Source organism: Paenibacillus sp. NPDC055715 (assembly GCF_053617595.1).
Map to the genome: position 1 here is coordinate 46,421 of NZ_JBSHGA010000003.1, position 24,944 is coordinate 71,364.

Sequence of the window (24,944 nt, forward strand, 5' to 3'; positions counted from 1 at the left end):
AGGAGCACATACATATGCAACGAAAATCCATCGACTACTTGCTCAGTCTGAGCCTATTGAAGCAATTGAGATCACAAAATGTCATTACAGAAGAAGAATTTATAGCGATTGATGAGCTTAATAAAAAATCTTTCAAGTAGCTATCACATGGGCAGAAATGGACTTGATGATGTACCGCACGCATTATAACATGTGACCGTATAAAGAAGATATCGAAGGGAGAAACGTCTATGGCACAAGCCGCAACCGCAAAAAAAGTCGTGATCGTTCCCATTAAAACGATGGACATCGTAGAGGGAATCCAATCCATTCAAAAGAAGAAAGTCGCCGCCTATTGCCGAGTTAGTACCGATTCCGAGGAGCAAAAGGAGAGCTATACCAATCAGGTGAATCACTATACTCAATACATTCAAAACAACTTAGAATGGGAAATGGCTGATATTTACGCCGATGAAGGCATCAGTGGAACCAACACCAAAAATAGAACGCATTTTAATCGGATGATACAGGATGCTCGAAACGGTAAACTGGATCTGATTCTGGTCAAGTCGATTTCGAGATTTGCTAGGAATACACTGGATTTATTGAAACATGTACGGGAACTTAAAAGTCTTGGAGTGGCTGTATTCTTTGAACGGGAGAATATTAATACACTGGATACCACAGGTGAAGTATTGCTGACCATCCTGAGTTCCCTTGCCCAAGACGAGAGCCGAAACATTTCTGAAAACAGTCGATGGGGCATATTACGAGGCTTCCAAAACGGCAAAGTCTTTTGCAATACGACTCGCTTCCTTGGCTATGATAAGGATGAACATGGTGAACTGGTGATTAACGAGCCAGAAGCAGAGATTGTACGTAGAATATACGAGGAGTATTTGGATGGGAAAAGTTATCAGGCGATTGCCAGAGGATTGATGCGAGATAAGATTAAAACAGTCACGGGTGGCGATACGTGGTGGGATTCCTCCATTACCTTAATTCTGACCAATGAGAAATATTACGGAGCTCTGCTTCAGCAAAAGACGGTAACGGTAGATTTTCTAACCCACAAACGAATAAGGAATAAAGGACAAGAACAGCAATATTTAATTGAGAACAACCATGAGCCGATTGTATCCAAGGAACTATTTGAAGCGGTGCAAAAGGAAAAGGAACGGAGGGCCAAGCTGAAAGGGAGTGTGATGGGGGAGAGTAAAAGATACTCCAGTAAATATGCACTAAGCAGTAAAGTATATTGTGGATGCTGTGGAGCCATTTTTAAACGCCGAACCTGGAACAGCAATAATCCATCCAAAAAAGTGGTATGGCAATGCAAAACGTATGTCAATGAAGGGAAAGTAGCCTGTGATGCCAAATCGGTTGATGAACCAGTTTTACATTCCGCGTTTGTACGATTGTTCAACCGGATGTATGAGAATAAGAAAGGATTCATGAAGACGTTGAAAGCCAATATTGAATCGGTGCTTTCCAGCAAAGTAGGGCAAGAACCGCTATTGGATATCGAAGGACAGATGCAACAATTGAAATCCGACTTGAAGGAATTAGTTAATCTTAAGCTACGGAATCAGATTGATGAGATTGTATATAATGAAGAAACGAACAGACTTTCCAGCGAGCTAAACGAGCTACGGCAACAGATGCTGATATTAGAGGAGGAAGAGGATCAGAAGGAGAAAACCAAGGAACGAGTCGATGAGATTATTCAACTTTTGAGCTCACGGCAAGATATACTGGAACAATTTGATGATAACCTATTTAATGCGTTGGTGGAGAAGATCACGATTCTCTCACCAGCGCATTTTGTTTTTACCTTGAAGAGTGGAATGAGCATAGATGAAATTATAGAAGATTAATAGATCATTGTTAAATGAATTTAGGGGCTAGAGAAACTATAGGCTAATACGATCAATGGGCTAACGAATATTTGTGGGTTGTATGACGGGAAGGATCAATCGAATCCCGTCTTTAACTCCTTCCATATAGATGGATTGTTTGTCCTCACTTAGCTGATAACCTATAGCTTCTTCCCATTCAGATAGCAGACGTTGGATATCCTCGTTTTGGTTGGTTTTGAATTGGTCCATTTGAGTGAATAGATTGTTGTCCTCTGCTGAACATGAAGATTGTTGTTCACTGGCGAGCTCTAACTGATAAAAACGTTGGCGTAATGCTTCGAGGAACCAATCTGGCCAATTTGACATAGCGCATTTTCCCTCCCGTGGTTTGAGTGTGTGTATGTTAACTCTGATGGGGAGGGATGGCAAGTCATTTGTTTTGTGTAGGGATTGACTATTTGTCCTTTTCTCTTGTTTTAAGCTATGAAAAAACATTTCCTTTTGATAATCCAATTTGGAATAGAATTTTTAAATGTAAATAAGTTGTTGCATTCCTCTTTTTCAATTCTTATTATATTGTTCTGTTTATCCAATCATTTAATAAATTTAATGATGTAATTTCAACACCCTTTTTATTGAAATTTGTATTAATTGAAATGTTATGGTTTTTGAATACAATTAAAGGAATTATCTTATTGATTTTTGTTTGAAAGATATCTTCAAGTACTATTAAATTATTTTTTATTTCAATCATTTCATATGCTATTTCATTTATATAGTCAATTGTTTTACCGATATCTTTTTTTAATCCAAAGGTTGTGAATTTATATGTAATATCCTTGCATTCAGATACAATTAGAACATCATTAATTACTGTAAGAATATCATATTCACAATTAAAACTGAATTTTTTACCTTTGTAATTAAAGTCTTTTGCATTAGTAAACACTTTATTGGTGTGAATTTTAAAAATATTTGACGCTGTTAAAACAGTTTCATTTTTAATATTGTTCTTAATAATATCTGAATTATCTTTTGTACACTCAGGAATCAGATTATACATCAATCTTGAACTTAATAATTGAACGCTGTTTATTAATAAGGGCAGAGAAAGTAGATATATAGATTGGCTAGAAATCTCAAGTTGTAATAAAGGTTTTTCTAAAAGTCTATATCTATATTTATCTAATGGATCTAAATATTCACTATGATCTGAGATTCTCAATGTTAAATAGTCTATTAAACACTCGGCCTCGTCTTCTTTGCATTTTGTAACATTCTGAACTAAAGACACTAAATTTATCTTAGAAAAAATATGAGCTAATCTTTTTTCTTTTTCAATACTATAAGACTCAAACTCTAATAGCGAATTCAGGTAATCAAAATCAAACCCTAAATTTTTTTTAAAATTATTTTTCAATTCATCTGCTATTTTGGGGAGATCTTCAAAAGGCATTTTAGTACGTTCATCAACAATTTCTTTTTTAAACTTATTTAAAACCTTGTGCCAGTTGTTATCTTCAAAAGAAATCACACCATTTATTATTTTAATATTTTTGTTTTGAAAGACTCTGCTCATTACCAATTCTCTTTGGGAAATTAAAGTAATAGCCGAGTAACTAAGGTAATACATTTGACGAAAAGCATCCCTATTAAAATTATAAAGGTGACTCTTTGATAATTTAGGCTTCATTATTAAAGCAAATAAATACTGAATGATAGCTTTATCAAGGCCTTGAATACTATCTATGTCATGATCCATAATGCCATTACTTGATTCAATTGCTTCCAGTAAACTAGATTCAAGAAGATTAATGCTTTTGATATTAACTAATTTCAAATCTCCACGTAAAATTAACCTTGTCCGTTGATGAAATTGAATTATATAGGAACTTAATACATATAGGTTTATAAGCATGTCTTCTTTATCAAATGTTTCAATTATTAGTAATAGTTTATCTGTTATTTGATTGATTAGCAAATTGAAAAAAAATTTTATATCTTTAGAAAGTATATCTAGGTTTAGCATTGCATTATACTCAAGTAATTCGTAAATTAGGGCATTATGTTTTTCTAATGGAATATTTTTATGATTCTTAGCAAATAAAATAAAATCTCCTGCTTTACTATATTGTACATGAGTTTCTATGAGATTGAGTGAGAATAAATCAAGGTACACAGTGTCTAGTTCACATTTCTCGATACTTTTCGATATGCTAATTAATTTATCAGTAAAATGTTTATTCATTTTTTCGGATCTCCTAATATGTAAAAGTAACAAAAAAATTATTAAAAAGGAACGAAGTTTAGTATTTATAGGTATCACTAGAATATTGGTTTTAAATTATTGTACTAGACATAAATGAAAGGAAAAAGTATTTTTATAATATATTCTTAATGTGTCACATTTCTAAAACCATTGACTTTATAAAGGTAAAATTGAGTTTTTTTGAAATTTCCAATAGATAATTCATTGTTATAATTTAAGTATAAAAGAAGGTTGATTTTAGGTCTACATTTCATTTTGAAATGCAGACCAAGGTAGTGACATTGTTTAAGTACCAATTATATTGCTAATTAAAATCTATTTTGAATAATTGCTAGAAGGCTACTATGGATACAGACGAACTATAAGGCATATTTCCATTATTTCAATGAAGCTTGGACTAGCCCTGGCTTGGACAATATAGCTAAAAGGTCAGTCTTTAATAAGTCACCTGATAAGTACATTGTCATGATCTCCATGAGTATCGGAGTAGATAACACAGTAATTTTTCGTTGTTTAGCATCTTTAATCATTTGTGGAGCAATTGGTTCACGCTTATCTGGTGCCTTCGAATATTGGTCATTCAAGATAAGTAAGGTTGCATATATCTCTCTGGCTGGAAATTCATCACGAAAAGCCTTAAGATTGTCTTGTACTTTATTTAACATGACTTTATTCAGCGAACGGCTGCCACCTTTAACTTCTATAGCAATTCGTTTACTATTAATGATTGCAATCAGATCAAAGAGTCGTGGCTTATTTTGAAGATCGCGCTTGAGGTCTAAGTCAGTAATTTGAGCTCCAAAAATTTCCTTGAAGGCTCGTTGAACAGCAACAACTAATCGTTCATCTGATTGAGTTAATAAATCGATAAATGACATCATAATACTCTCTTGATTTTGAAGTTGATCTTCCTTGTATTTAAATTCCTGTAACAGTCGTTCCTTTTCAACTTTTAAAAGCAGTTTTTTTTTGCTTAAGATATTTGGAGTATATGCTCCAGCCCAACGGTCAGGGAACCAGCCTGGTCGGAACTGAGGCAAAAATTCATTTAGAATATATGCAATGTAATGGCCTCTTTTTTCCGTATTCTTGATGTTTGGGAGCACAATCAATTCACTATTACCTTCCTGTAAAACGAAGGAAACAACTTGGTTCTTAACATTAGTAAATAACGACTGGAAGTACTTGGGATTCCTTTTCCTTCTAGTAAAGAAGGGCTTATTTTCTTGTTGAGGAGTAGTAAAGGCTACTTCCCATGCAAGATCTTTTTTGAATTTCTCATATAAATTCTTAACAGCACGATCAGAGTTGGAATAAGAAATGGAAATTGGACCTGTCTTTGGGGCAATATCAGTAATGGTAAGGAATTGGTGAACATTTAAAAGCCATGTGTAATTATGTTTTTTTTCCTCAGAACTCATATCGTGTTGCAATTCTCCTGCAATCACCACGACAGGAATACCCGCTTTTAGGGCCTCTTGGATTTTTGGCGAGAGTTCTCTTATTGCATAGCTACATTCATAAATTACTGCATCGGAGTTAAAATATACTATACTTTTCCGTTGCGGAGTTCCCATTTCTTTTTCTAAGTTCTGAAGCTGATCAATTCTTTCTACATTTTGGTTATCAGAAGCATTCATAAAATCAATTATAATCATTTGAAATTCTTGATGGGCAGGGATAGCTTCAAATCCTTGCCCATCGTAGCGTCGAACCAAACTTGAAGAAAACGCGTCAAATGACGGACTTAACTGTGCATTGGTCTTAGAATAAACGTCGAGAAGCCAGATTTTCATGCTTTCACCTCAAATTAAGCGTGTCATTGTTAAAAAGTGGAGCTCATATATATAATAATAGTAGCATACCTCCTAAATCAAAGTTCTACAATTCCTGTAAATGTGTAGCAGCGTTCAGTCAAATCCTAACAAAAATTTCTAGTCTGTTGTATCCATCTTTATAGTGCTTTATGGATGAATAATTGGATTTATAGTACAATTGGAACCTTACATGTAGTATAAAATTTCAAAGAGATAGTATAGGTAATATATATAATAAAAAGGAATATATCCCTTCCGCCGTCTCGACACATGTGGAGTGCGTGGTAGTAATATATCGAGATGAAAGGCATTGATGCACGAAGGTTTGACGGTAATTTGAATATATTCCTGCATTCAAAAAATCGCTTTAGGGTGGAGTGAGGGAACATATATTTTCTTCATTCAATTGGCACGAGAGAAGTGGGTGGAGTTGATATATCAATATGATAATAAAGGGTGTGTCTAAACTGTGCAAAAATAATGATGCTCAAGTTAATCTTACAGCCTTCTTTGTTGATATTGGGTATGAATGGACTGGCATAAGAGGAATTAGTAACTATGGCTTGACCAAACACATCTATAAATGCTCGTGAGAAAGAAGAAACGTTCCTCTTCTCGGATCCACTCATACTTAATATAGCCACACCACAACTGGTTGTTATGAGATTGTTTTCCAGTCGCTTGGGATTCCTAATGCAAATTTTTCGCTGTTGAGGAAGCACATTCATGAGTTTGCACAGACAGTATAGTTACTTCTTGTTAATCTTTATTTTATAACCTTTTCGAAGAAACGCCGTAACTTTATTGATAGCCGTATATGGAGCCTTCTCCCATCAGGAACTCCATGATCAATTTGCAGATATGTTTATCGCTAATGGGCTTACTGTTTTGCGTCTAAGGAGTAACTAGGTGCAGGGCGGTCAACCCTGTGAATCATTTTTAGCTTGCTGCTGTGTCTGCTCCCATGTACATATACGTAGATTGTTCGACCTCAGTACACACTACAAAGCTGATAGGGTGCCCTTGATTAATATATTTCTGGGGCAATTGCTTACAAGTGTGGGTTCGTTTTTTAGTTGATCTTTGAGATGTCCCTCTCTACAGGCTGCTTCGTAAAGAGCATTTTCAGTATTTTATTCTCTTTTTTTTTCATTTATGCATAATCCTCTGCGATAGGGATAAACTTGGAGTGCTTGACACGGTAGTATTTTAAAGAGATACCTAAAATAAATTTTTTTATCAATTTCGCCTTAAATGTAGGTGAGGAAGAGAAGTTAGGGGGTTTTAGACCTTTTTTCAAAGTAATCTTTAAGGAATGGAAAGAAAGATATAATCTCATTTCTCCATTTTTTGTAAGTATTGCGTGTTAAATTAATTTCTTTAAGAATTTCAACAGTGCTATTTTCTGTTTTATAAATCAAACAAATGAGTTTGACCATCTTTTCAGGGTAGATCTTCTTCTGGAAAATGTTCGATTTATTGTCGTTTGAAAAGGATTGTCCGCAGTCAAGGCAAAGTGATCGTTTCTGTATTCTTCCATTCTTTTTGGTGTGACTGCTGTGACAGTTGGGACACATGATTGTAGTATGTTTTGAAGATGAATTGTTTATTTTTTTGTCAATCTTGTTAAGAAGCAACCAGGTGTTTTTACGAAACTCTTGTAGTTCCTTTATTGAATTACAGTTTTCTAAATAGTGGTACTGATCTGTATAATCATTCATCATTTTTACCTCCTTAATTGTATGATTGCAAAATTCATTTACTTCAAACTGTTTTATAGCCATATTATATTTACTCTTCTAATTTTAAACAAGACTAGGTATGGTAAAAAAAAGAAGTTGGTTGTAGAATGTGTTTACCGACTAATTTTGGAGGGAGTCCCATAGCATGGTGAACATATTTCTTGGAAGTGCAAATACGCCAAGCGCACTTGATGATTTAAGAAAGATAGCAGAGTTGATTGAAGAAGTAGGGCATGGTGTTGTCCCGTGGACTTCACCTGGGGTATTCCTTCTCGGGAATCATATGAGCGAGAGTCTTGACAACATCTGCAAACACGTAGATGCTGCAATCCTTATATTCAGTGAGGATAATCAAGTTTTGTTTGCGATGAGTTTAATTTGCACCCTAAGCCTAATGTCCTTTATGAGTATGGTTTATTTAAAGGCCATTTAGGACTTGATCGAACTATTATTTGCAGAAGAGGATCTTCATCCATACCGTCAGATTTAAGCGGTGTAATTTACTGTAATTTGGACAGAGAATATAGGGCGGAAAGAGAACTGCTTGCATGGCTGAGACTACTGAGTCCTAGAAAATAAAAGGGGAAATAGACGGATATTTTTGAGAAATAAGGAGGTTATTGTGGATAAAATCCCTAATTTGCAATCGCTGCGCGGAATTACGGAATTAAAATACGTTAATGCGGATAACGTTACACGTTATCGTGCTATTATGCGTTATGTCTATCAACAGTATCAAAAATTAAACTATTGGCTTAAACCAGAACAAATCTATGAGGGTTTGTTAGAGTGGGACTTACATAAAAATTACACATTAGAACAATGCCAAATAGATCTTACTCAATTAGCGGAATGGGGGAATTTGACTGCACAGCATGATGGAGAGCGCGCAGTTACCGTTGAAGAATATCTTCGTAAAAAGTTTCGTTATCTACTGACTCCCTATTCCATTGAGATTGAAAGAATGCTTGAGAGTTTGGAATCCATTCGAGGTTATGGGGGTTCGTTGGAACCGACTCTATTTGACACAATTGCAGATACATTATTTAAAATCAGAGAGAATGCAGGTGAATATGAACCAGCTAAAGCCTTGGAATATTGGAGGGTATTATTTAGTTCATTTCAAACCTTACATGAGGCATCTGTGGATTACATCGCAAGTCTTCAAACAGGAATGGCTGAAGATTTAATGGCCACGGATAGTTTCTTATTATATAAGGATTCGATCACTCATTACTTACAGGATTTTATACAGGCACTACAGAGACGTTCATATAAAATTGAAGGGAACCTACATCAGATAACTTTTGGAGTTCGAGATTTATTTTTGGATGCAGTAGTGGATGATGAATGGTGCATCCCTAAATTGGAACATCTAGTAACCAAGGAACAATACTTGGATGAACTTTTAGATAAATGGAATAGTCTCAGCAGATGGTTTCTAGGTGATCACGATTCAATTAGTGATTCTGTTTTATTGGAGCGTGCTACAAAAGAAGCTATTGTAAAGGTAGTACGAAGTGCCGTTCGTATTCAGGAAAGAAAACGTTCTAATATTAGTAGGAAGCAAGATCTGGATTACTTAGGTAAATGGTTTTATGGAATTCAGGACCTTGATACTGCACATAAATTATCAGCATATGTGTTTGGTCTATTTCCAGCTCGTCATCTACAAGGTGAAGACTCACGTGAGTCTGACAGTAAAGAAATGTCAATGTGGAAGGAGAAAGTAATTTCACGAACGATCCGTCCACGAAATAGAAAAAGAAGTGAACGACATGACATAAAGGCAGTTATTGATAACAGCGCATTAAAAGAACAATTCAGAGAAGCATTTTTGATTAAGCAAAAGCAAGAGTTAGAATTTTTGATTCGTATGGTTGATAATGGGAGTATTTCTGTTTCAGAATTTGAAACCATAAGGGAAACGACCAGACTACAATTGTTAGACTGGATTAGTCGCTGTAATGCTTCCTCTACTTATTTGATTCAGACTTCAGAAGGAATAAAAATAGAGTTGAGCCATCCTCCTGACAAAGAACGTGCTCTACTTCATTGCGAAGATGGCACGCTTGAGCTGATAAATTACCGTTTCAAATTCGTGGTTATTAATCGTAAAGCTTGGACATACCAGATAGCTTGGTTTAATGAATTGTAACCAGAGAACGTTATTTTGGAGGAATATGTACATGGTAAAGATTAAAGTGGGTAAGCTCAGTGCCAGAAGACAACGAATGAACCGTCCAGATCGTAACGAGATTGAGGAAAGAAAACAAATTTGTATGAATGCTTTATTGAATCGTCCGTGGATTGATAAGGAAAAGAATGCTGAAATTTATTATTGGATTAAAGATCAATATTTTGAAATAAAAGAGTGGTTCATGAATTATACGGGCTATTCCATTATTATGAATAGAAATTTCATTAAACTGGAAAAAGTTCCAGCAGAGGCATTCCCATGGATGGGGTTTCAAGAGTTTCGTGAACCAATGGATTATGCCCTATTTACATATAGTCTGTGGTATCTAGAGAATAAAACAGAAGGCGATCAGTTTTTGCTAACCCAATTGGTAATTGAGATTAGACAGTACATGGTGGAACAAGGATTGGACGTTGATTGGAAGAATTACTACCATCGTTTATCCATGGCGAGAGCGTTAAAAAAATTAAAAAATTTGAATGTTGTTCGTTCTGTAGATGGTGAGGAGGCGAATTGGGCGTCAAATTATGAACATCATGATGTGTTGTATGAATGTACTCTTTATTCGCGTTATATGTTAAGAAGTTTCCCAGCGGAGTTATCCAGTTATAGTAATATGGTTGAGTTAAAGGAAACAATGACATATGGTTGGGATGCTGCAGAGATAGATATAAAAAAGAGACATGAATTATACCGGCGTTTTCTACTGGAACCTATACTATTAGATTACCAATGGCATGGTGATCCGTCATATCTTCATCGAGAAGCAAATTTTTTAATGAAAAATATGAAGACAATGTTTGGGTGGGAAGGGAGTCGTTACAGAGAAGGAATTCTCTTGTTCGAAACCAATACGATGTCTGAATCAGAGATGTTTCCAACACAACTTGCTCTGTCTGATTTGGCAATGCTTTTATGTGGAGAAGTGCGAAAGATGACTGTAAACGTAGAATTGGATCTAAAGGTTGATTTGAGTGGTATTGTGCGTTTAACAAAAAATGAAATTGAACGTATACTTATTTATTTGAAATCATCTTTTAGCGAGTTTTGGACTAATGAACATACAAAAAAGAAATCAACTGAGCTGGCTGAACAAATATGTGACCATCTCACTGAATGGGGATTTGGATATTGGGAAGATCACATGTTTTTTGTATTGAATGGAGCGGCAGGAAGATGGGAAGTTAAGTATGGATCAACAGAGCAGGACGATTAGGGGGAACTTAATGTGGAACGGTGGCAGATGAACAGGGCTGGAATCCTGAATTTTTGGTATTACGATGAAGAAGAATTTATATTTGAAGAAGGTAGATTAATTTTACGGGGGACCAATGGTTCCGGCAAATCGGTCACTATGCAGAGTTTGATTCCTCTCGTACTTGACGGAGATAAGAGACCCGAACGTCTGGATCCATTTGGGTCACGTGATAGACGTATTGAATATTATCTGTTAGGTGACGGGAATCAAGGTCACACAGACAGAACAGGTTATCTTTGGCTTGAATTTTATCACCCAATAAAAAATTTGTACAAAACAATCGGTATTGGCATTAGGGCTCGTCGTGGCGTAACACAGCTTGGCTTTTGGGGATTTCTAATTGAAGACAATCGAAGAATTAATGAAGATTTTTATCTGTATGATCGAAATTTGTGGCTGGAAGAGGGGAATAAGATACCTCTCAATAAGAAAGTTTTAGAAGAAAAATTAGGTTCTGGTGGACAGGTTGTTCAGGAACAAAATGCATATCGCGATATGGTGAACAAGGCGATATTTGGATTCAGGGAAACGGAGTCCTATAAAGATCTATTAAAGCTACTATTGGAGCTGCGGAGTCCTAAGTTATCCAAAGATTTAAAGCCTTCGTCAATCTATGAAATTCTTAATAAATCTTTGCCTCCACTTATGGAAGAAGACTTAAGCTCATTATCAGATGTTCTTGAGGATATGGACCAAATTACTGACCGTCTGGACGAACTTCAATTACATGTGCGGGAACTTACCAATCTTGAGCAAAGTTATGCTCGCTACAATAAATTTTTATTATACCAGACATCAAATGATGTTGTTCATAAGTGGAAAGCTTACAATCAAAATCTAAGCCAATTGAAACATGCGGAAAAGCAAATCCAATTGTTAGAAGAGACGAAGGATAAAGTTGTTCAAAAATTAAAAGATTGTAAACAACGTCTTGGAATTGTAGAAGGGGACCTTGAAGTTTTAACCCAGGGAGAAGCTATGGGGAAACTAAAAGAGTTAGAACTTTACGAAGAACAATTAAAGGAAATCCACAGGCAAATTAACATACTTACAGAGAGAATTGCTTCTAATGAAGCTAAAATAATTCAACTAATTGAGGAGATTTCAATATTATCTGATTCGTTAAGTCAAATTAAGAAGGAGCAAGAAGGAACGATTGGCAAGTTGGAAGACATGGCACGAGTAATCGAATTCCATGAGCATGACATTTATCATGGCATTTGGAACCGGGGGATTCCTGAAGGAAATCAGTGGTATAAAAACTGGCGACAAGATTTAGATTCTCATAAGAAACGATTGTTAGTTGCTCAGCAAACTGCTAGGAAACAGGAAGAGGCAGCAAGAACCGCAAAAGAAATGGAAATACAGCTTGGAGAAGTTCTTCAACAACGTCACCAAGCGGAAGAGGAACAGAATACACAAGTGGAGAAGCTTGAGACAATAAAAGAACATATAAGAGAGAATTTAGTATCCTGGTATCAGGAACTAAAGTTTCTGCCTGTGCAAGGGGAGCAACTGAGAGAAAGCCTGCGTGCTTTAACTGAACTAGATGTTACTAATCGTCAGTATGATCCTGTAAGGCAACCGGCTCTGCAAGCTTATGAGCAACAAAAAGAGTCGTATATACAGCAAAGAGTGCGCTTGAACCAAGAAGCAGTTTCCATTGAAAATGAGAAACTTAAACTTGAACAGGAGCTTGAGGAATGGAAGGTTGCCAAGGAACCTGAGCCTAGAAGAACAGAAAAGAGAAAGTCTGAAAGGAAAAATAGGAAATCAGGCTCCGGGGCGCCACTATATGCAGTATGTGACTTTAGTGAAGCTTTAACGGAGATTCAACAGGCACAACTGGAAGAAACACTAGATCAGGCCGGATTGCTGGATGCTTGGATCTTACCTGGGGGACAAATATCAATAATCGAACAGCCAAATAATGAAGAAGTATGGATTCAAATTCAACCTTCGAGTCTGATCAAAGGTAAGACACTTTGTTCAGTTCTACATGCGACACCTACAGAAAAAAGTGGGTTATCAGTAGAAGATATTAATCATGCACTGAATTCAATTAGTTGGAGTGATCAGAGTACTCCATTGGATAACTGCAGTGAACAACATGGAGCATTAATTACAGAAACAGGGTATTTCAGCTTAGGACCTCTTTCCGGAAGTAATAATTCAAAGTCACGCTCTGAATTTATTGGAGAGGCAAACCGTTTATGTACAAAACAATTGGAAATGGCCAAGCTGGAAGCAGAAATACAGCATCTAAAAAAACAATTGAATAACATTGATCAGCAGTTGCATGAGTTAACTATGAATCAGCAAAATATGGACCTTGAAATTAAATCTTTCCCTCAAGATGCCGAACTGCAAAGCCAACTGGAAATGGTATTAAAAACAACAATTCGATTGGAACATTCAATGGAACAAGAACAAAAAGTAGAGGAGCGTTACAAGTTAAAGGTATCAGAATGGAGAGCCATACAGATAGAATTGATGGAACAAACAGCAGATTGGTCTTTACTTAAAAATGAATCACAGATCAATGAGGCAATAGATGGTTGCTCTGTTTATTACGGTTATATCTCCGAGTTGCATTCACAATTGTTACAATACCGAAATACCTCTGAAATTAAGGCTAATCGAGAAGAACAATACTCAATTTTGCTTATGTCAGTAGAAGATGATCAAATAGAATTAGAGGATAAGCTAAGTCGTAAAGTGAAACGGACAGAGCAAGTTAAGCTGCTTCATGAAATCGTTAAAAAGTTAGGAATTGAAGATATTCACAGACGGATTTCGGATTATAAAGAGGAAAAAGAGTTGCTAGGAAGAGAGCTATCTCTTTTGCATGGGATTCGAGAAGAGCAGAGCACTCAATTAGGTAAAGCTGAAGGACATCTTGAAAACTGTCATATAATGCTAAATGAAAGTCAAGAATTGCTCAGCGATGGAATTGAAAAATGGAAAAAGGAAATACATCTTGGTCTACTGCCCTTATCAAAAGAAATCAATGAGTTAATTACAGAGGAAATTCTGATAAGGGACATCGCTAACTATTGTAAGCAGATTATAAGAGAGTATAGGGAATTATTCTTTAATATGGCTCAAGAGCGGATGGTTAATGATCTAACTAAAGAGTTTCATAAATCTAAAGTCAATTTGCAGGAGTATGCCATTGACATGGAATATGGAGCTACTGGCTCAAGTAGAATTACTATTCTCTCTAAAAGAGACCGCGTACACCCCCTTACCCCAAACACGTTATTAAATGAGTTAAATCAACTGATGGAAGAACAAGAAATTCTATTAACTGCTAAAGACAGGGAACTCTATGAAGAAATCATTATTGGAAGTGTAGGCAAAGTAATTCGCAAAAGAATTTACCGTGCCAGAGCCTGGGTTTTTCAGATGAATGATTTAATGAAACAAAGAGATACTTCAAGTGGTCTAAAGCTTTCATTAAAATGGCTTCCGTTACAGCGTAAAAATGAAGATGAACTAGACACAGAAAAATTGGTCAGTCTATTAATGTTAGAACAACATCGGATGGATGACGAACAAGTTGAGCAAGTCATAACTCATTTTCGGAAGAGAATTCTACAAGCAAAACAGGAGGCCCAGAGAGAGGAGGGAGTTTTGCGCAATTATATCTATTCACAATTGGATTATCGTACGTGGTTTGAGTTTAAATTGGAACACATAAAAGGAGATAGAACAAATTATACAGAACTGACTGACTCGAAGTTTAACGTTCTAAGTGGTGGAGAGAAGGCTATGGCTATGTATATTCCTTTATTTGCAGCTACGTATTCAAGATATAGTGAGGCAAACCAGGATGCACCAAGGATAATCTCATTAGATGAAGCGTTTGCGGGTGTAGATGATGCTAACATGCGAGACATGTTTCATTTACTCACTGATATGGGCTTTGATTATATCATGACATCCCAAGTGCTATGGGGCTGTTACGATACTGTACCGAGTCTGGCCATTTATGAAATCTATAGACCAAAAGATACAGAGTTTGTTAGCTTGTTCCACTATCGTTGGAATGGAGAAAGTAAAGTCTTAGTTAATTAGAGGTGTATTATGGAACTGTTAAATCGTAAAACGGCGAAGCAATACTATTCAGACCCTTTACTTGAAAATCTGTTGAAAGCAGTGTTTACCAAATACAAAGGGCAGAATGGTGTAAAAGGCAATGCTCGTATTATTGTGAGATCAAAGGCTGAAGCTGAAAAGTTGCAAAATTACTTTGGTAATCGAGTAACTCAGTTGATATTTCCTGGTTCTGAAGTTGAAGTTCATTTAGCTATTTTTTCGGAAGAATTAGAACGGGGGTATGGATTAACCATACCTGAACTTTACGAAGTGTTGTATAACAGTCAGTTGCTCACAAATCGTGAACAAAAAGAGTTGAAATTATCAGCGTGGATTCAGCTTTTTGAAAAAGTTGAACGCGATTTTATAAATGAATTTAGCATTACAACAACAGAACTTGAGAAGTTTTCTCAAAAGACGTTTAACTGGTTTGGTAGGTTGAAGAACGGAGAGGGCGAAGGCTATAGAGTTTTAAAAAATATTTCTAATAAAGGTGAGGATGCATATTCCGATTTATTTGTCTGCATGAGTGCATTATGGCACCTTCTTATGAGAAAGAATGAAATGCTTGAGAAACAAGGCATCTCTACTGGAAAGATCAGATTACCTACTTTTGCAGCTTATGTCACAGAAGATCCTCATGCATTTGATAAAAAAAGGGCAGGAGGAAGACTATTATGGCATGCTCTTCATGACATAGATAACCATAAATCAGTATTTGATAAGATTCAAAAAAATGAGAAAACAGTTGTTCCTGAATATCTATTTGAACGACAGATTTATAGGAATTTCGATGTATTGGATGATGATCTTAGTTCTATCTCGCATATTTTCGTACCCAATCTTGTTAGGGGGACTTCTCCACGCACAATCAACTTGAGAGAGGTTGAGGAAATTCAGCAGCTTCCTAAGTATTCAGCATTATATATTATTGAGAATCCGTCTATTATCTCTTATCTCGCGGATGAAACCATTCACTTTCTAAATAAAAATGACCTTTCGCTAGAACAACTTCCAATAAACTTCCCAGTTCTTCTCTGTACTATTGGACAAGCTAGAACTGCTTCTAAATTATTCATAGAAAAATGTCTTGCCTCAAATCCAAATTGTGCTATCTATTATTCTGGTGATATTGATGTACCTGGTATTCAAATGTTATACGGAATGAAAGAGCAATTCACAGCACAATTTAATGCCTGGCGCATGGATTCTTTTATATACCGTAAGTATGTTGCTCCCAAAAGTAAAACTTTGTCTGAAGAGGATTTGAAACTTCTTAGAAAGGATGAAGGTGTGTTGGAAAGAGAGATGGTACAGATTGGGGCCAAAGTTTATCAGGAATCATTTGGTAAAGAGTTGGGTAAAGATTGGATTGAAGTTATATGTGGGGCTATTTAAATATATGTTCCTATTTAGAAAGTGTCTTCCAATCTAAGCAAGCCATACGAGAATGGAAGCTAGCGTTAAAAAAACTGAAAAGTGCAGGCTAATTTATCATAACGAGTGGTAAGTCGGCGATATTTTTTCACTTTGTAAAAAAGTATTCCACAAAGTGACGTTCCTTATAGAGATCTCGATCATACTTCACTGGACACGGTGATTTTTCTTACCTGGGATTATAGAATTTTCCTGTTGTTACTGTTCTCCTAAAAGAGCTCGTATTACATCTGTGTCATGGGATTGGTTGAAAGAACATATTTAATGGTTATAATGTATGCATTTTGTGCTGTGAATACCTTCTCAGAATCGTCCAATACCTGTCATCCATTTGTGCAAGGGAACATGCTAGTGGACTCACACAATCGTAGTATTGACCACAACACTTCGTTCCAACGAAAAGTGCTCATGAACGTTATCCTAGATCCTCTCCTTTTGCAGCGCCGAAAACCAGTAAACATAGGTTCCTATTTCGGGTAGAGGTCCATTAACCTGCCATGGAGCGCCCGAACAAGCGACCTATAGAAAGGCATTTACATCTGTCGATTGACCTTCCTCCCTATGGTCTCGCTTGGGTGGGAAAAGATCTTTTTGATTCTCTGCCGTTGTTAATCTGTGATTTCGTATCGTGTATTCATCTCATTTATTTAACCGACTAGGGCTTTATAAAGCAGTCTGAAGACAGTCTTTAGAATCACTGACGCCAGCCCAGGATTGGATGTTGCTGTGTTTATAGAAACCTCCAGTTTCTTTCAACCCAGTTAAAAACTCCACTTCTTCAAAAGATGAAGAATAAAGATGTGAGCAGGCTGCTGCTTAGAACGGATAGTATTGAACTCTACAGGTAACCTCAAGGTGCTTGCCAGTGGTGAAGGATTAAACGCAGAGAAAAAGGGAAAAGATCCCTTTAACTTTGAACCGTTTTGTAAATTGTTGTTTAGTGCCAATGAATTGCCGAAAAGTAGTGATCATAGTGACGGATTTTTTAGAAGGTTGATGGTGTTTCCTTTTACTCGAAAGTTTACGGATCAACAAAAGGACACGAAGTTAATTCATAAACTGACGACTCCATCCGCTTTATCGACACTATTGAATTATGCGCTTGAAGGTTTAAGACGACTTGAACAACAAGGTGGATTTTCATATTCACAAACGATTAAGGATCAAGTTAAAACGTATCAAATGGAATCGGATGTCATTATGCTGTTCATAGATGAAGAATGTCAAATCGAAAATGAAGCTTCAAAACAACATGAAAGCCGAATCGAATGCAAAAGGTTATATGCGAAGTATGCTGCATGGTGTAAACAGGGTGGATTTAAACCTGAAACGGTGACTCAATTTAATAAGCATATCAAAGCAAAACTTAAGAATAAGGTGTATCAGAAGAAGGCCAGAACTACAAGTGGCAATTCAGTTCCGTGTTGGTTTGGTATCAAAATATAATGTTTCCTGTTTGCAGCATCTGTTTCCTATTCATTTTCTGTTTTGAGTACAATTGGAAACGGAAAAATAGTTTGTATATATAGAGAATCATGAGTTTGTTTCCATGTTTCCTGTTTTTTTAACTCTTGAGAGAAATACATATAAATAATATTTGATCGAATATTATGTGCTGGTGAAGAGTGTATATGTGATAAGGAGTGCTCAAAACTGGAAACATGGAAACAGCTAATAAAAATCCACAATTATAATGGAGAAATTGGAGCGAAGACAGGAATTTGGCGTTATATAATTGGAAACAAACGGACGGAGAATAGGAAACATGTCTATAGATGGATTTATACAATGGGCTTGTCAGCCCGTAGAGAGGCTGTGATAGGATATGAATACATATGTCTAGCCATGAATTTTAGAGTAAAGGGATGATTGGAGTTGAAAAAGTGAACTTAATTAGCCGAAATGGGGTTGGGTGTGGGAGGGGAAACGTCGGCAGGCGATACTACCGTTTACGAAGCGTAGCGAAGTGGTTTTATCACGGTTTTGAGTTTCCCCTATCCCACGTATAGACCATACATACATTCAGCAACATTCATACACGTAATCAAGTCATATTATTAACTGGCTAGGAATATCGTTTTAAAATTTTTGATTTACAGGTTGAAATTAATCTTGCTGAATTGGACTATTATTTGTAAAATTTTAAACTACACGAATTGAGGACTTGAACCTACATAGTTTGAGATGTGTCACGTGACACAATGAGTAGATTTACAATTATAGAATCATAACACGGGAACTCTGGCTATGAGCTAGGGTTCCTTTTTCATTTAGAGAGGAGAAATATAAATGCTATTAATGTTACAAGCAATAATCGTAGAAATATTACGATTTATTACTGCAATTGGTGTGTTTTACACCTGGATGTGGATTGCAGCCTTTTTAAAAATGAAGGTAGAAAGGGGGATGAAATGGATTGGAAATTAAATACGTAAACGTAGAAACGTTAATTCCGTACATAAAAAACGCCAGAAATAATGAGAAAGCTGTAGATTATGTAGCAACGAGTATTCAAAGTTATGGATTTAAAAATCCCATTCTAATTGACAGTAATCATGAAATCATAGCAGGTCATACTCGTCTGTTAGCAGCTAAGAAGCTTGGGTTAAAGCAAGTTCCAACGATACTGGTGGATGATTTAACGCCTGATCAGGTCAAAGCCTTCAGAATCGCTGATAACAAAACGGCTGAGTATGCGGATTGGAATTTTGAATTGTTAGCGCAGGAACTGGAAGAATTAAAACTGGCTGATTATGATCTTTCTCTAACTGGATTTGATATGAGCGAGTGTGAGCGCCTATTGGATACATTACATGAGGAAAATGTGGATGATGAGGATGATTTTAATGTAGAAGAAGCATTACCTGAACATCCGATCACTCGTAAAGGTGACATTTGGCTACTTGGTAAGCATAGGCTCATATGCGGTGACTCGACTAATCCGCAGGATATCGCAACATTGATGGATGGGAAGAAGGCTCAGCTCATTGTGACCGATCCACCTTATAATGTGGACTACACAGGCAAAACGAAGAATGCTCTGAAAATTGAGAACGATAAGATGGACAATAACCAATTTTATGATTTCCTATTGGCTGCTTATACTCAAATGTTTGAAGTAGCAGATGATGGAGCAAGTATTTATGTGTTCCATGCAGATAGTGAAGGCTTGAATTTTAGAAAGGCATTTATTGAAGCTGGATTCAAACTGGCACAATGCTGCATATGGGCAAAGCAAGCGATGGTTATGGGTAGACAAGATTATCACTGGATGCACGAACCCGTATTGTACGGTTGGAAGCCAACAAGTGGACACTACTGGAACAGTGATCGAAAGCAGGCGACATTATGGCAATTTGATCGTCCCTTCCGGAATGAATATCACCCCACGATGAAGCCGATTCCTTTGATTAGTTACCCGATCAAGAATTCGAGCAAACTAGGTGATATCGTGTTTGATCCATTTGGTGGTTCAGGTTCAACATTGATTGCTTGTGAGGAAACGGATCGAATTTGTTATACGAGTGAGCTTGATCCTAAATATGTAGATGTGATTGTGAAGCGATATATTGCCCACGTTGGTAGCGATAGCAATGTATATTTGATTCGAGATGGTAAACGGTTTAGCTATCAAGAAGTTGTTGCTGAGTCGGCAAGGTCAGAGGTATCATGTGCTGAATAAACCGAAAGGGTGATTGAGTTGGGTAAGGCAAAAGTGAATATGGTGATTCGATTCCTAAAAGGCATGCAAGCCGAAAAGGTAAATGTGCTTGGGACTGAGGAAGCTATGGAGGACAATGAGTTGATTCAGAAGGTGATTGAGGATATCGAATTGTTTTACGAGGCTGAGTTAGAAGGATAAACTGATACATATGGGGAATGGGCTATTATGGCTTGTTCCCTTTTTTCGTGATGGAGGTGAGCATAAAATGAGCAATGGGTTATGCTATTTTGTTAACGGGCAGGCTAGTTGAATAAGGAAAATAGAGGTGTGCTATAATTTGGTTGTTGTTAAATATATATTCTAGGAGCAACTATATGATAAATTTACGAGATGTTTTTGTGCTTGATTTTGCATACTTAGAAACCTTTACTACCCGAACTGATACCAAATGGGGTTCAATATTTTGTAATGAAAGCCTTCCAAATTATTATGATGCAAATCACGCACATGTAAGTAATCCGTGTGATCATGCACCGTTAGTAATAGATGAAGTAATTAGATATTACAATTCCAAAAAAATCATACCAAGATTCTATATCTACAACTTAGAAAACCAACAAAATATGATTGCTGAATTAAAGTCAAAGAATTTTAGATATGAAGAATTAATTTGTCCAGTTCAATTATGGAATAATCGAGTGGTTGAAATCGTTAATAACAACAGAATTACTATCGAAAAAGTAACAAAAGAAAATTACCAAGAAGCTTTATCTATAGAGAGTAGCATTAAAGAGTTTGGAGGAAGGGAAATCATTGAGAAGGTCTATGAAGAACAATTCAACTACTGTTCGTTCACACACTATCTTCTTCGATACGATGGAATAGCCTGTTCCACCGCTTGTATTTTTGAAGATGGGAATCAAGCTCGAATGGAAAGTGTAGCTACAATTGAAAAGTTTAGAGGACGAGGCTTAATAGGAGAAGTTATTCAGTTTATTCAAAAAGAAGTAATGAATAGAGGAATAAAAAAACTTTGGGTTTTTCCGATAAATGAATCCATAGAAAAAGTATATCAAAAGTATGGATTTCAAACAGCCGGTAAATTGAAAACCGGACATGCATTTTTAGGTGGGAAAAATATTACCGAAATCAGAGGATAAGAGAATGATCTTCAATGTTCTGGTGCTTCTTATAGAGCTAGTGGGACACGACAGTTTAATCAAGACAACGGCAGTTTAGAACTCTATTTTAGATAACTGGAGGTGAGTTAATGAGCAAAAACAATGACAAACCAAAAAGGAACAAACCTAAAATACTAACCAAGTATGATCAATTTGTTGTGCCACGGCTTAGAGATATTCCCGTTTGGGTACGTGAAGGAGCAACGGATGAAGAGATTGCTAAGCGACTTAATATTCATATTTGGACATTAGGCGATTACCGTAGAAAGCATCCTAAATTTGCGGAAGCGTTGGAACGTCCAACCAAGTGGGAAACACATGTATATCCTAGACTAGCGGAGATTCAGCAATGGTTCGAAGAAGGCATGAACGCAGAGGACATTATCAGGAAACTCGACATTGGTAAAACGACTTGGTACGAGTATATTGATAAACATCCGATGCTGGCTGAACTAGTCAAATGGAGCAAATCTGTCCCTATATCCCACGTGGAAAATTCACTTTTGAAAGCTGCAACGGGATATGAATATGAAGAGATAAAGACGATTATTGAAGAGGACAAAAATGGAAAAAAGAAGACGCGTATCGAAAAAGTAAAACGATATCAGCCTCCCAATCCGACGGCGATGATCTTCTACTTAAAGAACCGTGCACCTAACGAGTGGAATGATCGACGTGAGTTGGTGGTGAATACAAAAGCACTGGAACAGGAGCGAAAGCAGCTATTTCTGGATATGATCGAAGCTGATGTAGTGGAGGCCGATTATGAAGCTATTGAGGAATCGGTCGAGATTGAGGAAGGATACACAGAGCCAGATGATTCGCAGTTATAACGTTATGTCGTCAGTATTTGTATAGATAAACGCCAGTTTCAGCCCTGAATTAGCCTGTAAATTGCCCGAATTCAGTGCATAAGATAAGTTATGTAATCAGTGGACTTTCCCTCGCATCAACGCTATGATGTGACACACGAGCGAAAGGTGAGGGGAAATATGAACTATATTCAAGGGTTTGAAGTACATTTACGGAGCAAGGATCGGAGTGAAAATACGGTTTCCTGCTATATTCGGGACGTATTGCAGTTCATAGCTTGGTATCGGGGCAAGACGGAATATGGACTGGACAAATGGATTGAATTGGATGGAGTAGAGTACAAGAAGTATCTGCAAAGTACCAATCAAGCGATACTCACCATCAATCGTAAAATCGCCAGCGTCAACGTATTTGCTCAGTGGATGCACCAACAAGGATATATTAAGGAAGAAATACATATCGAAGCGGTCAGGAACAAGGTTGTTCACCAATACAAAGGGTTAGCGGAAAAGGATTTGTGGAAGCTGCGAAATGAAATTCACCGGATGGGCAATCGGATGCATATCTGTATGATTGAATTGTTGCTGGGAACAGGGATACGGGTAAGCGAATTAGTTGGCATCAAGCTGAAGGATATTGAAATAAGTGAACGCAAAGGATTGTTGAAGGTATTCGGTAAAGGGAATTCCTTTCGTACCATACCATTGAATAAGGATGTGCGAAAAGCCATTACCCGATATCTTGAAATCAGACCACAAGTGGAATCAGAGTATCTATGTATGGGGCAGCGTGGAGCATTGGAGCGAAATGCGATTAATCTGATTCTGAACAAATATGGAGATCGGGTCAACGTAAAGGTCACACCCCATATGCTCAGGCAAGCTGGTCAAAACGACTCCATTGACGACCATTCAGCAAATCCTTGGACATGACCACGTAGCGACAACCAATATCTATACACTAACAACACAGCAGGATATGGTTGAAGCTTTGGCAAATATCGAGTGGTGAGAAGCCACTCTTTTTGTCGTGGAGGGAGGGGTACTTCTATGTAGATAAACGGAGCTGCCAGCAAAGGGTGCAGAAATTTTTGTGATGATTTTATAGTGAATTTGAGAAAGGAGCTAGTACCATTGAAACGATAAAGCAAGAAGAGCAACGACAAGCTGAGCTGCTTAAGCAGTATATGGAGAAGCATTTTAGACCACCGAAAATGAAACAATTGATCGAAACATTCTCTTTTTCCGAATTACGCAAGCTTATTGGTGAGATGGATATTGAATTTTTCGCCTTGGCCTATTTCCCTAAATATTTTGATCGAGCATTTGGCAAGTTTCATCGTGAGCTATTCGCGGAGTTAAAACATATGCTTGCAAATAAAGGGAGCCGTTGGAACAATAATGAAATTTGGCTCAAGAGTAAAGGTGGACTGGATTCCTGCATTATGATTCGTGGCATCGATGGTAGCTTGAGAGGTATTCACTATAAGCATCACCGTCCTACCTTGGTTCTAATGGATGATTTGCTCAAAGAGGATACGGCTCGATCCGAAGCCAAACGAGAACAAATTAAAAATACATTTACGGATGTCATTCTGCCTATTGGCACAAGGGACACCAATATACTGATCTGTGGAACGATTCTCAACGAAGAGGATATTATGGCCGATCTGCTCAAAGGTAAAATCCCAGGTGTGCGAAGTGTTCGCAAAGCAGCCGTGCTTCAGTTTTCAGAACGGGATGATCTATGGTCAGAGTGGGAGCAACAATATAATAACTTGCAGGATGAGGACAGGATCAATATGGCTTTGTCTTTTTTTATGACTCACGAAAAAGAAATGCTAGACGGTACGGAAATCCTGTGGAGCGAGTATTTGGACTATTATTATCTGATGTGTAAGAAGCAAGCCATGGGTGAAAAGAGTTTCTATAAAGAGCTACAAAACGATCCACGTTCAACAGATGAATACATATTTCAGAATCTTATGTATTGGGATAGATTGCCTGAATTTGAGGACATGGAACTAGCCATGTACATTGATCCAGCGATTAAGGCCGGGAAGAAAAATGACTATTCGGCTATTTCAATTATTATTGGGCAACACCGAAGGACGAAGCAAATGTATGTGATTGATGGAGATATTTATAAACTGCTGCCAGATGATTTATTCCAAGTGGCTATTGAGAAGTTGAAGCTTTATCCTGTAGATAAGCTTGGTTTTGAGGTGAATCAGGCACAGAGTTATATGAAGCAAAAGTTTGAAGAAGAGTTATGGAAGGTAAAGATACATACACCCGTAGAAAGTGTGCATTTCAAGGGACAGAAACATGAACGTATTATGAGCTTGGAGCCGGAAGTGAAGAAAGGTCATATTCTGTTCAATGCAGATAACCTCAGATACAATCATCAGGTGAAGGACTACAATCGAAATTGTACATATGACGATGCGCCAGATAGTTTATATGGGGCTGTTCAATTGATCCAGTCGGTCAAGAGTCTGAAATTTTATGATCGTAGCTTGTTGTTTTGAGGCTTCTGCTAAAAAATATGTATTGAGTCACTCGTTAAGCAAATGGCAGTTACCTTCAATTACCATAAAGGTTGGATGTCAATTGTTTAGCATT

At 37.0% G+C, this 24,944-nt stretch carries 20 protein-coding genes; 16 read left to right on the plus strand and 4 right to left on the minus strand.

Annotation, left to right across the window (positions count from 1 at the left end):
- The first annotated feature begins 14 nt into the window (after positions 1-14).
- Together ACWGOO_RS07190 and ACWGOO_RS07195 are read left to right on the plus strand one after the other, a co-directional pair.
- Positions 15-140 (plus strand): SHOCT domain-containing protein, encoded by a 126-nt coding sequence (locus tag ACWGOO_RS07190; RefSeq protein ID WP_268794278.1) that lies wholly within the window; start codon positions 15-17, stop codon positions 138-140.
- A 90-nt stretch (positions 141-230) separates the two neighbouring features.
- Positions 231-1,856: a recombinase family protein gene (locus ACWGOO_RS07195; RefSeq protein ID WP_452482101.1), complete on the plus strand. Its 1,626-nt coding sequence runs from the start codon at positions 231-233 to the stop codon at positions 1,854-1,856.
- A gap of 60 nt (positions 1,857-1,916) precedes the next feature.
- Here the strand turns inward: ACWGOO_RS07195 and ACWGOO_RS07200 are convergent, their stop codons facing one another.
- The 4 genes from ACWGOO_RS07200 to ACWGOO_RS07215 all read right to left on the minus strand — a co-directional run bounded on the left by ACWGOO_RS07200 (position 1,917) and on the right by ACWGOO_RS07215 (position 7,708).
- A complete protein-coding gene (locus ACWGOO_RS07200; RefSeq protein WP_452482102.1) occupies positions 1,917-2,204 on the minus strand; it encodes a hypothetical protein in 288 nt (95 codons plus the stop codon).
- A 205-nt stretch (positions 2,205-2,409) separates the two neighbouring features.
- Positions 2,410-4,086, minus strand: coding sequence for a hypothetical protein (locus tag ACWGOO_RS07205; protein ID WP_452482103.1), 1,677 nt, complete (start codon positions 4,084-4,086; stop codon positions 2,410-2,412).
- Positions 4,087-4,484: 398 nt separating this feature from the next.
- A complete protein-coding gene (locus tag ACWGOO_RS07210) occupies positions 4,485-5,903 on the minus strand; it encodes a hypothetical protein (RefSeq protein WP_452482104.1) in 1,419 nt (472 codons plus the stop codon).
- Positions 5,904-7,198: 1,295 nt separating this feature from the next.
- Entirely contained in the window at positions 7,199-7,708 is a 510-nt protein-coding gene (locus ACWGOO_RS07215) for a transposase (protein WP_452482105.1), read from the minus strand.
- 103 nt (positions 7,709-7,811) lie between these two features.
- Here ACWGOO_RS07215 and ACWGOO_RS07220 point away from each other — a divergent pair, with 103 nt between their 5' ends.
- The 14 genes from ACWGOO_RS07220 (at position 7,812) to terL (ending at position 24,850) form a co-directional block, all read left to right on the plus strand.
- Positions 7,812-8,099 carry a TIR domain-containing protein gene (locus ACWGOO_RS07220; protein ID WP_452482106.1) on the plus strand — a complete coding sequence of 96 codons (288 nt, stop codon included), beginning with the start codon at positions 7,812-7,814 and terminating at the stop codon, positions 8,097-8,099.
- Positions 8,045-8,245 carry a TIR domain-containing protein gene (locus ACWGOO_RS07225; RefSeq protein ID WP_452482107.1) on the plus strand — a complete coding sequence of 67 codons (201 nt, stop codon included), beginning with the start codon at positions 8,045-8,047 and terminating at the stop codon, positions 8,243-8,245. The genes ACWGOO_RS07220 and ACWGOO_RS07225 overlap by 55 nt, the downstream gene beginning before the upstream one ends.
- Before the next feature lie 43 nt (positions 8,246-8,288).
- Positions 8,289-9,824, plus strand: coding sequence for a TIGR02677 family protein (locus ACWGOO_RS07230; protein ID WP_452482108.1), 1,536 nt, complete (start codon positions 8,289-8,291; stop codon positions 9,822-9,824).
- A gap of 31 nt (positions 9,825-9,855) precedes the next feature.
- Complete coding sequence (locus ACWGOO_RS07235; protein WP_452482109.1) at positions 9,856-11,082, plus strand: TIGR02678 family protein; 1,227 nt, start codon at positions 9,856-9,858, stop codon at positions 11,080-11,082.
- 12 nt (positions 11,083-11,094) lie between these two features.
- The gene (locus ACWGOO_RS07240; protein WP_452482110.1) at positions 11,095-15,204 is read left to right on the plus strand and encodes a TIGR02680 family protein; all 4,110 of its coding nucleotides are present in this window, start codon (positions 11,095-11,097) and stop codon (positions 15,202-15,204) included.
- Between the two features lie 9 nt (positions 15,205-15,213).
- Positions 15,214-16,623: a TIGR02679 domain-containing protein gene (locus tag ACWGOO_RS07245; RefSeq protein WP_452482111.1), complete on the plus strand. Its 1,410-nt coding sequence runs from the start codon at positions 15,214-15,216 to the stop codon at positions 16,621-16,623.
- Between the two features lie 870 nt (positions 16,624-17,493).
- The gene (locus tag ACWGOO_RS07250) at positions 17,494-18,108 is read left to right on the plus strand and encodes a phage/plasmid primase, P4 family (protein ID WP_452482112.1); all 615 of its coding nucleotides are present in this window, start codon (positions 17,494-17,496) and stop codon (positions 18,106-18,108) included.
- 843 nt (positions 18,109-18,951) lie between these two features.
- Positions 18,952-19,089, plus strand: coding sequence for a hypothetical protein (locus ACWGOO_RS07255; RefSeq protein WP_452482113.1), 138 nt, complete (start codon positions 18,952-18,954; stop codon positions 19,087-19,089).
- Positions 19,079-20,344 carry a DNA modification methylase gene (locus ACWGOO_RS07260; RefSeq protein WP_452482114.1) on the plus strand — a complete coding sequence of 422 codons (1,266 nt, stop codon included), beginning with the start codon at positions 19,079-19,081 and terminating at the stop codon, positions 20,342-20,344. Before ACWGOO_RS07255 ends, ACWGOO_RS07260 begins: the two co-directional genes overlap by 11 nt.
- Positions 20,345-20,362: 18 nt before the next feature.
- Positions 20,363-20,524 (plus strand): hypothetical protein, encoded by a 162-nt coding sequence (locus ACWGOO_RS07265; protein ID WP_189338241.1) that lies wholly within the window; start codon positions 20,363-20,365, stop codon positions 20,522-20,524.
- A 176-nt stretch (positions 20,525-20,700) separates the two neighbouring features.
- Positions 20,701-21,486, plus strand: coding sequence for a GNAT family N-acetyltransferase (locus tag ACWGOO_RS07270; protein WP_452482115.1), 786 nt, complete (start codon positions 20,701-20,703; stop codon positions 21,484-21,486).
- Positions 21,487-21,596: 110 nt separating this feature from the next.
- Positions 21,597-22,340 (plus strand): transposase, encoded by a 744-nt coding sequence (locus ACWGOO_RS07275; RefSeq protein ID WP_452482116.1) that lies wholly within the window; start codon positions 21,597-21,599, stop codon positions 22,338-22,340.
- Between the two features lie 159 nt (positions 22,341-22,499).
- On the plus strand, positions 22,500-23,252 hold the full coding sequence (locus ACWGOO_RS07280) for a tyrosine-type recombinase/integrase (RefSeq protein ID WP_452482117.1): 753 nt from the start codon (positions 22,500-22,502) through the stop codon (positions 23,250-23,252).
- 281 nt (positions 23,253-23,533) lie between these two features.
- On the plus strand, positions 23,534-24,850 hold the full coding sequence (gene terL, locus ACWGOO_RS07285) for a phage terminase large subunit (protein WP_452482118.1): 1,317 nt from the start codon (positions 23,534-23,536) through the stop codon (positions 24,848-24,850).
- Positions 24,851-24,944: the final 94 nt, after the last annotated feature.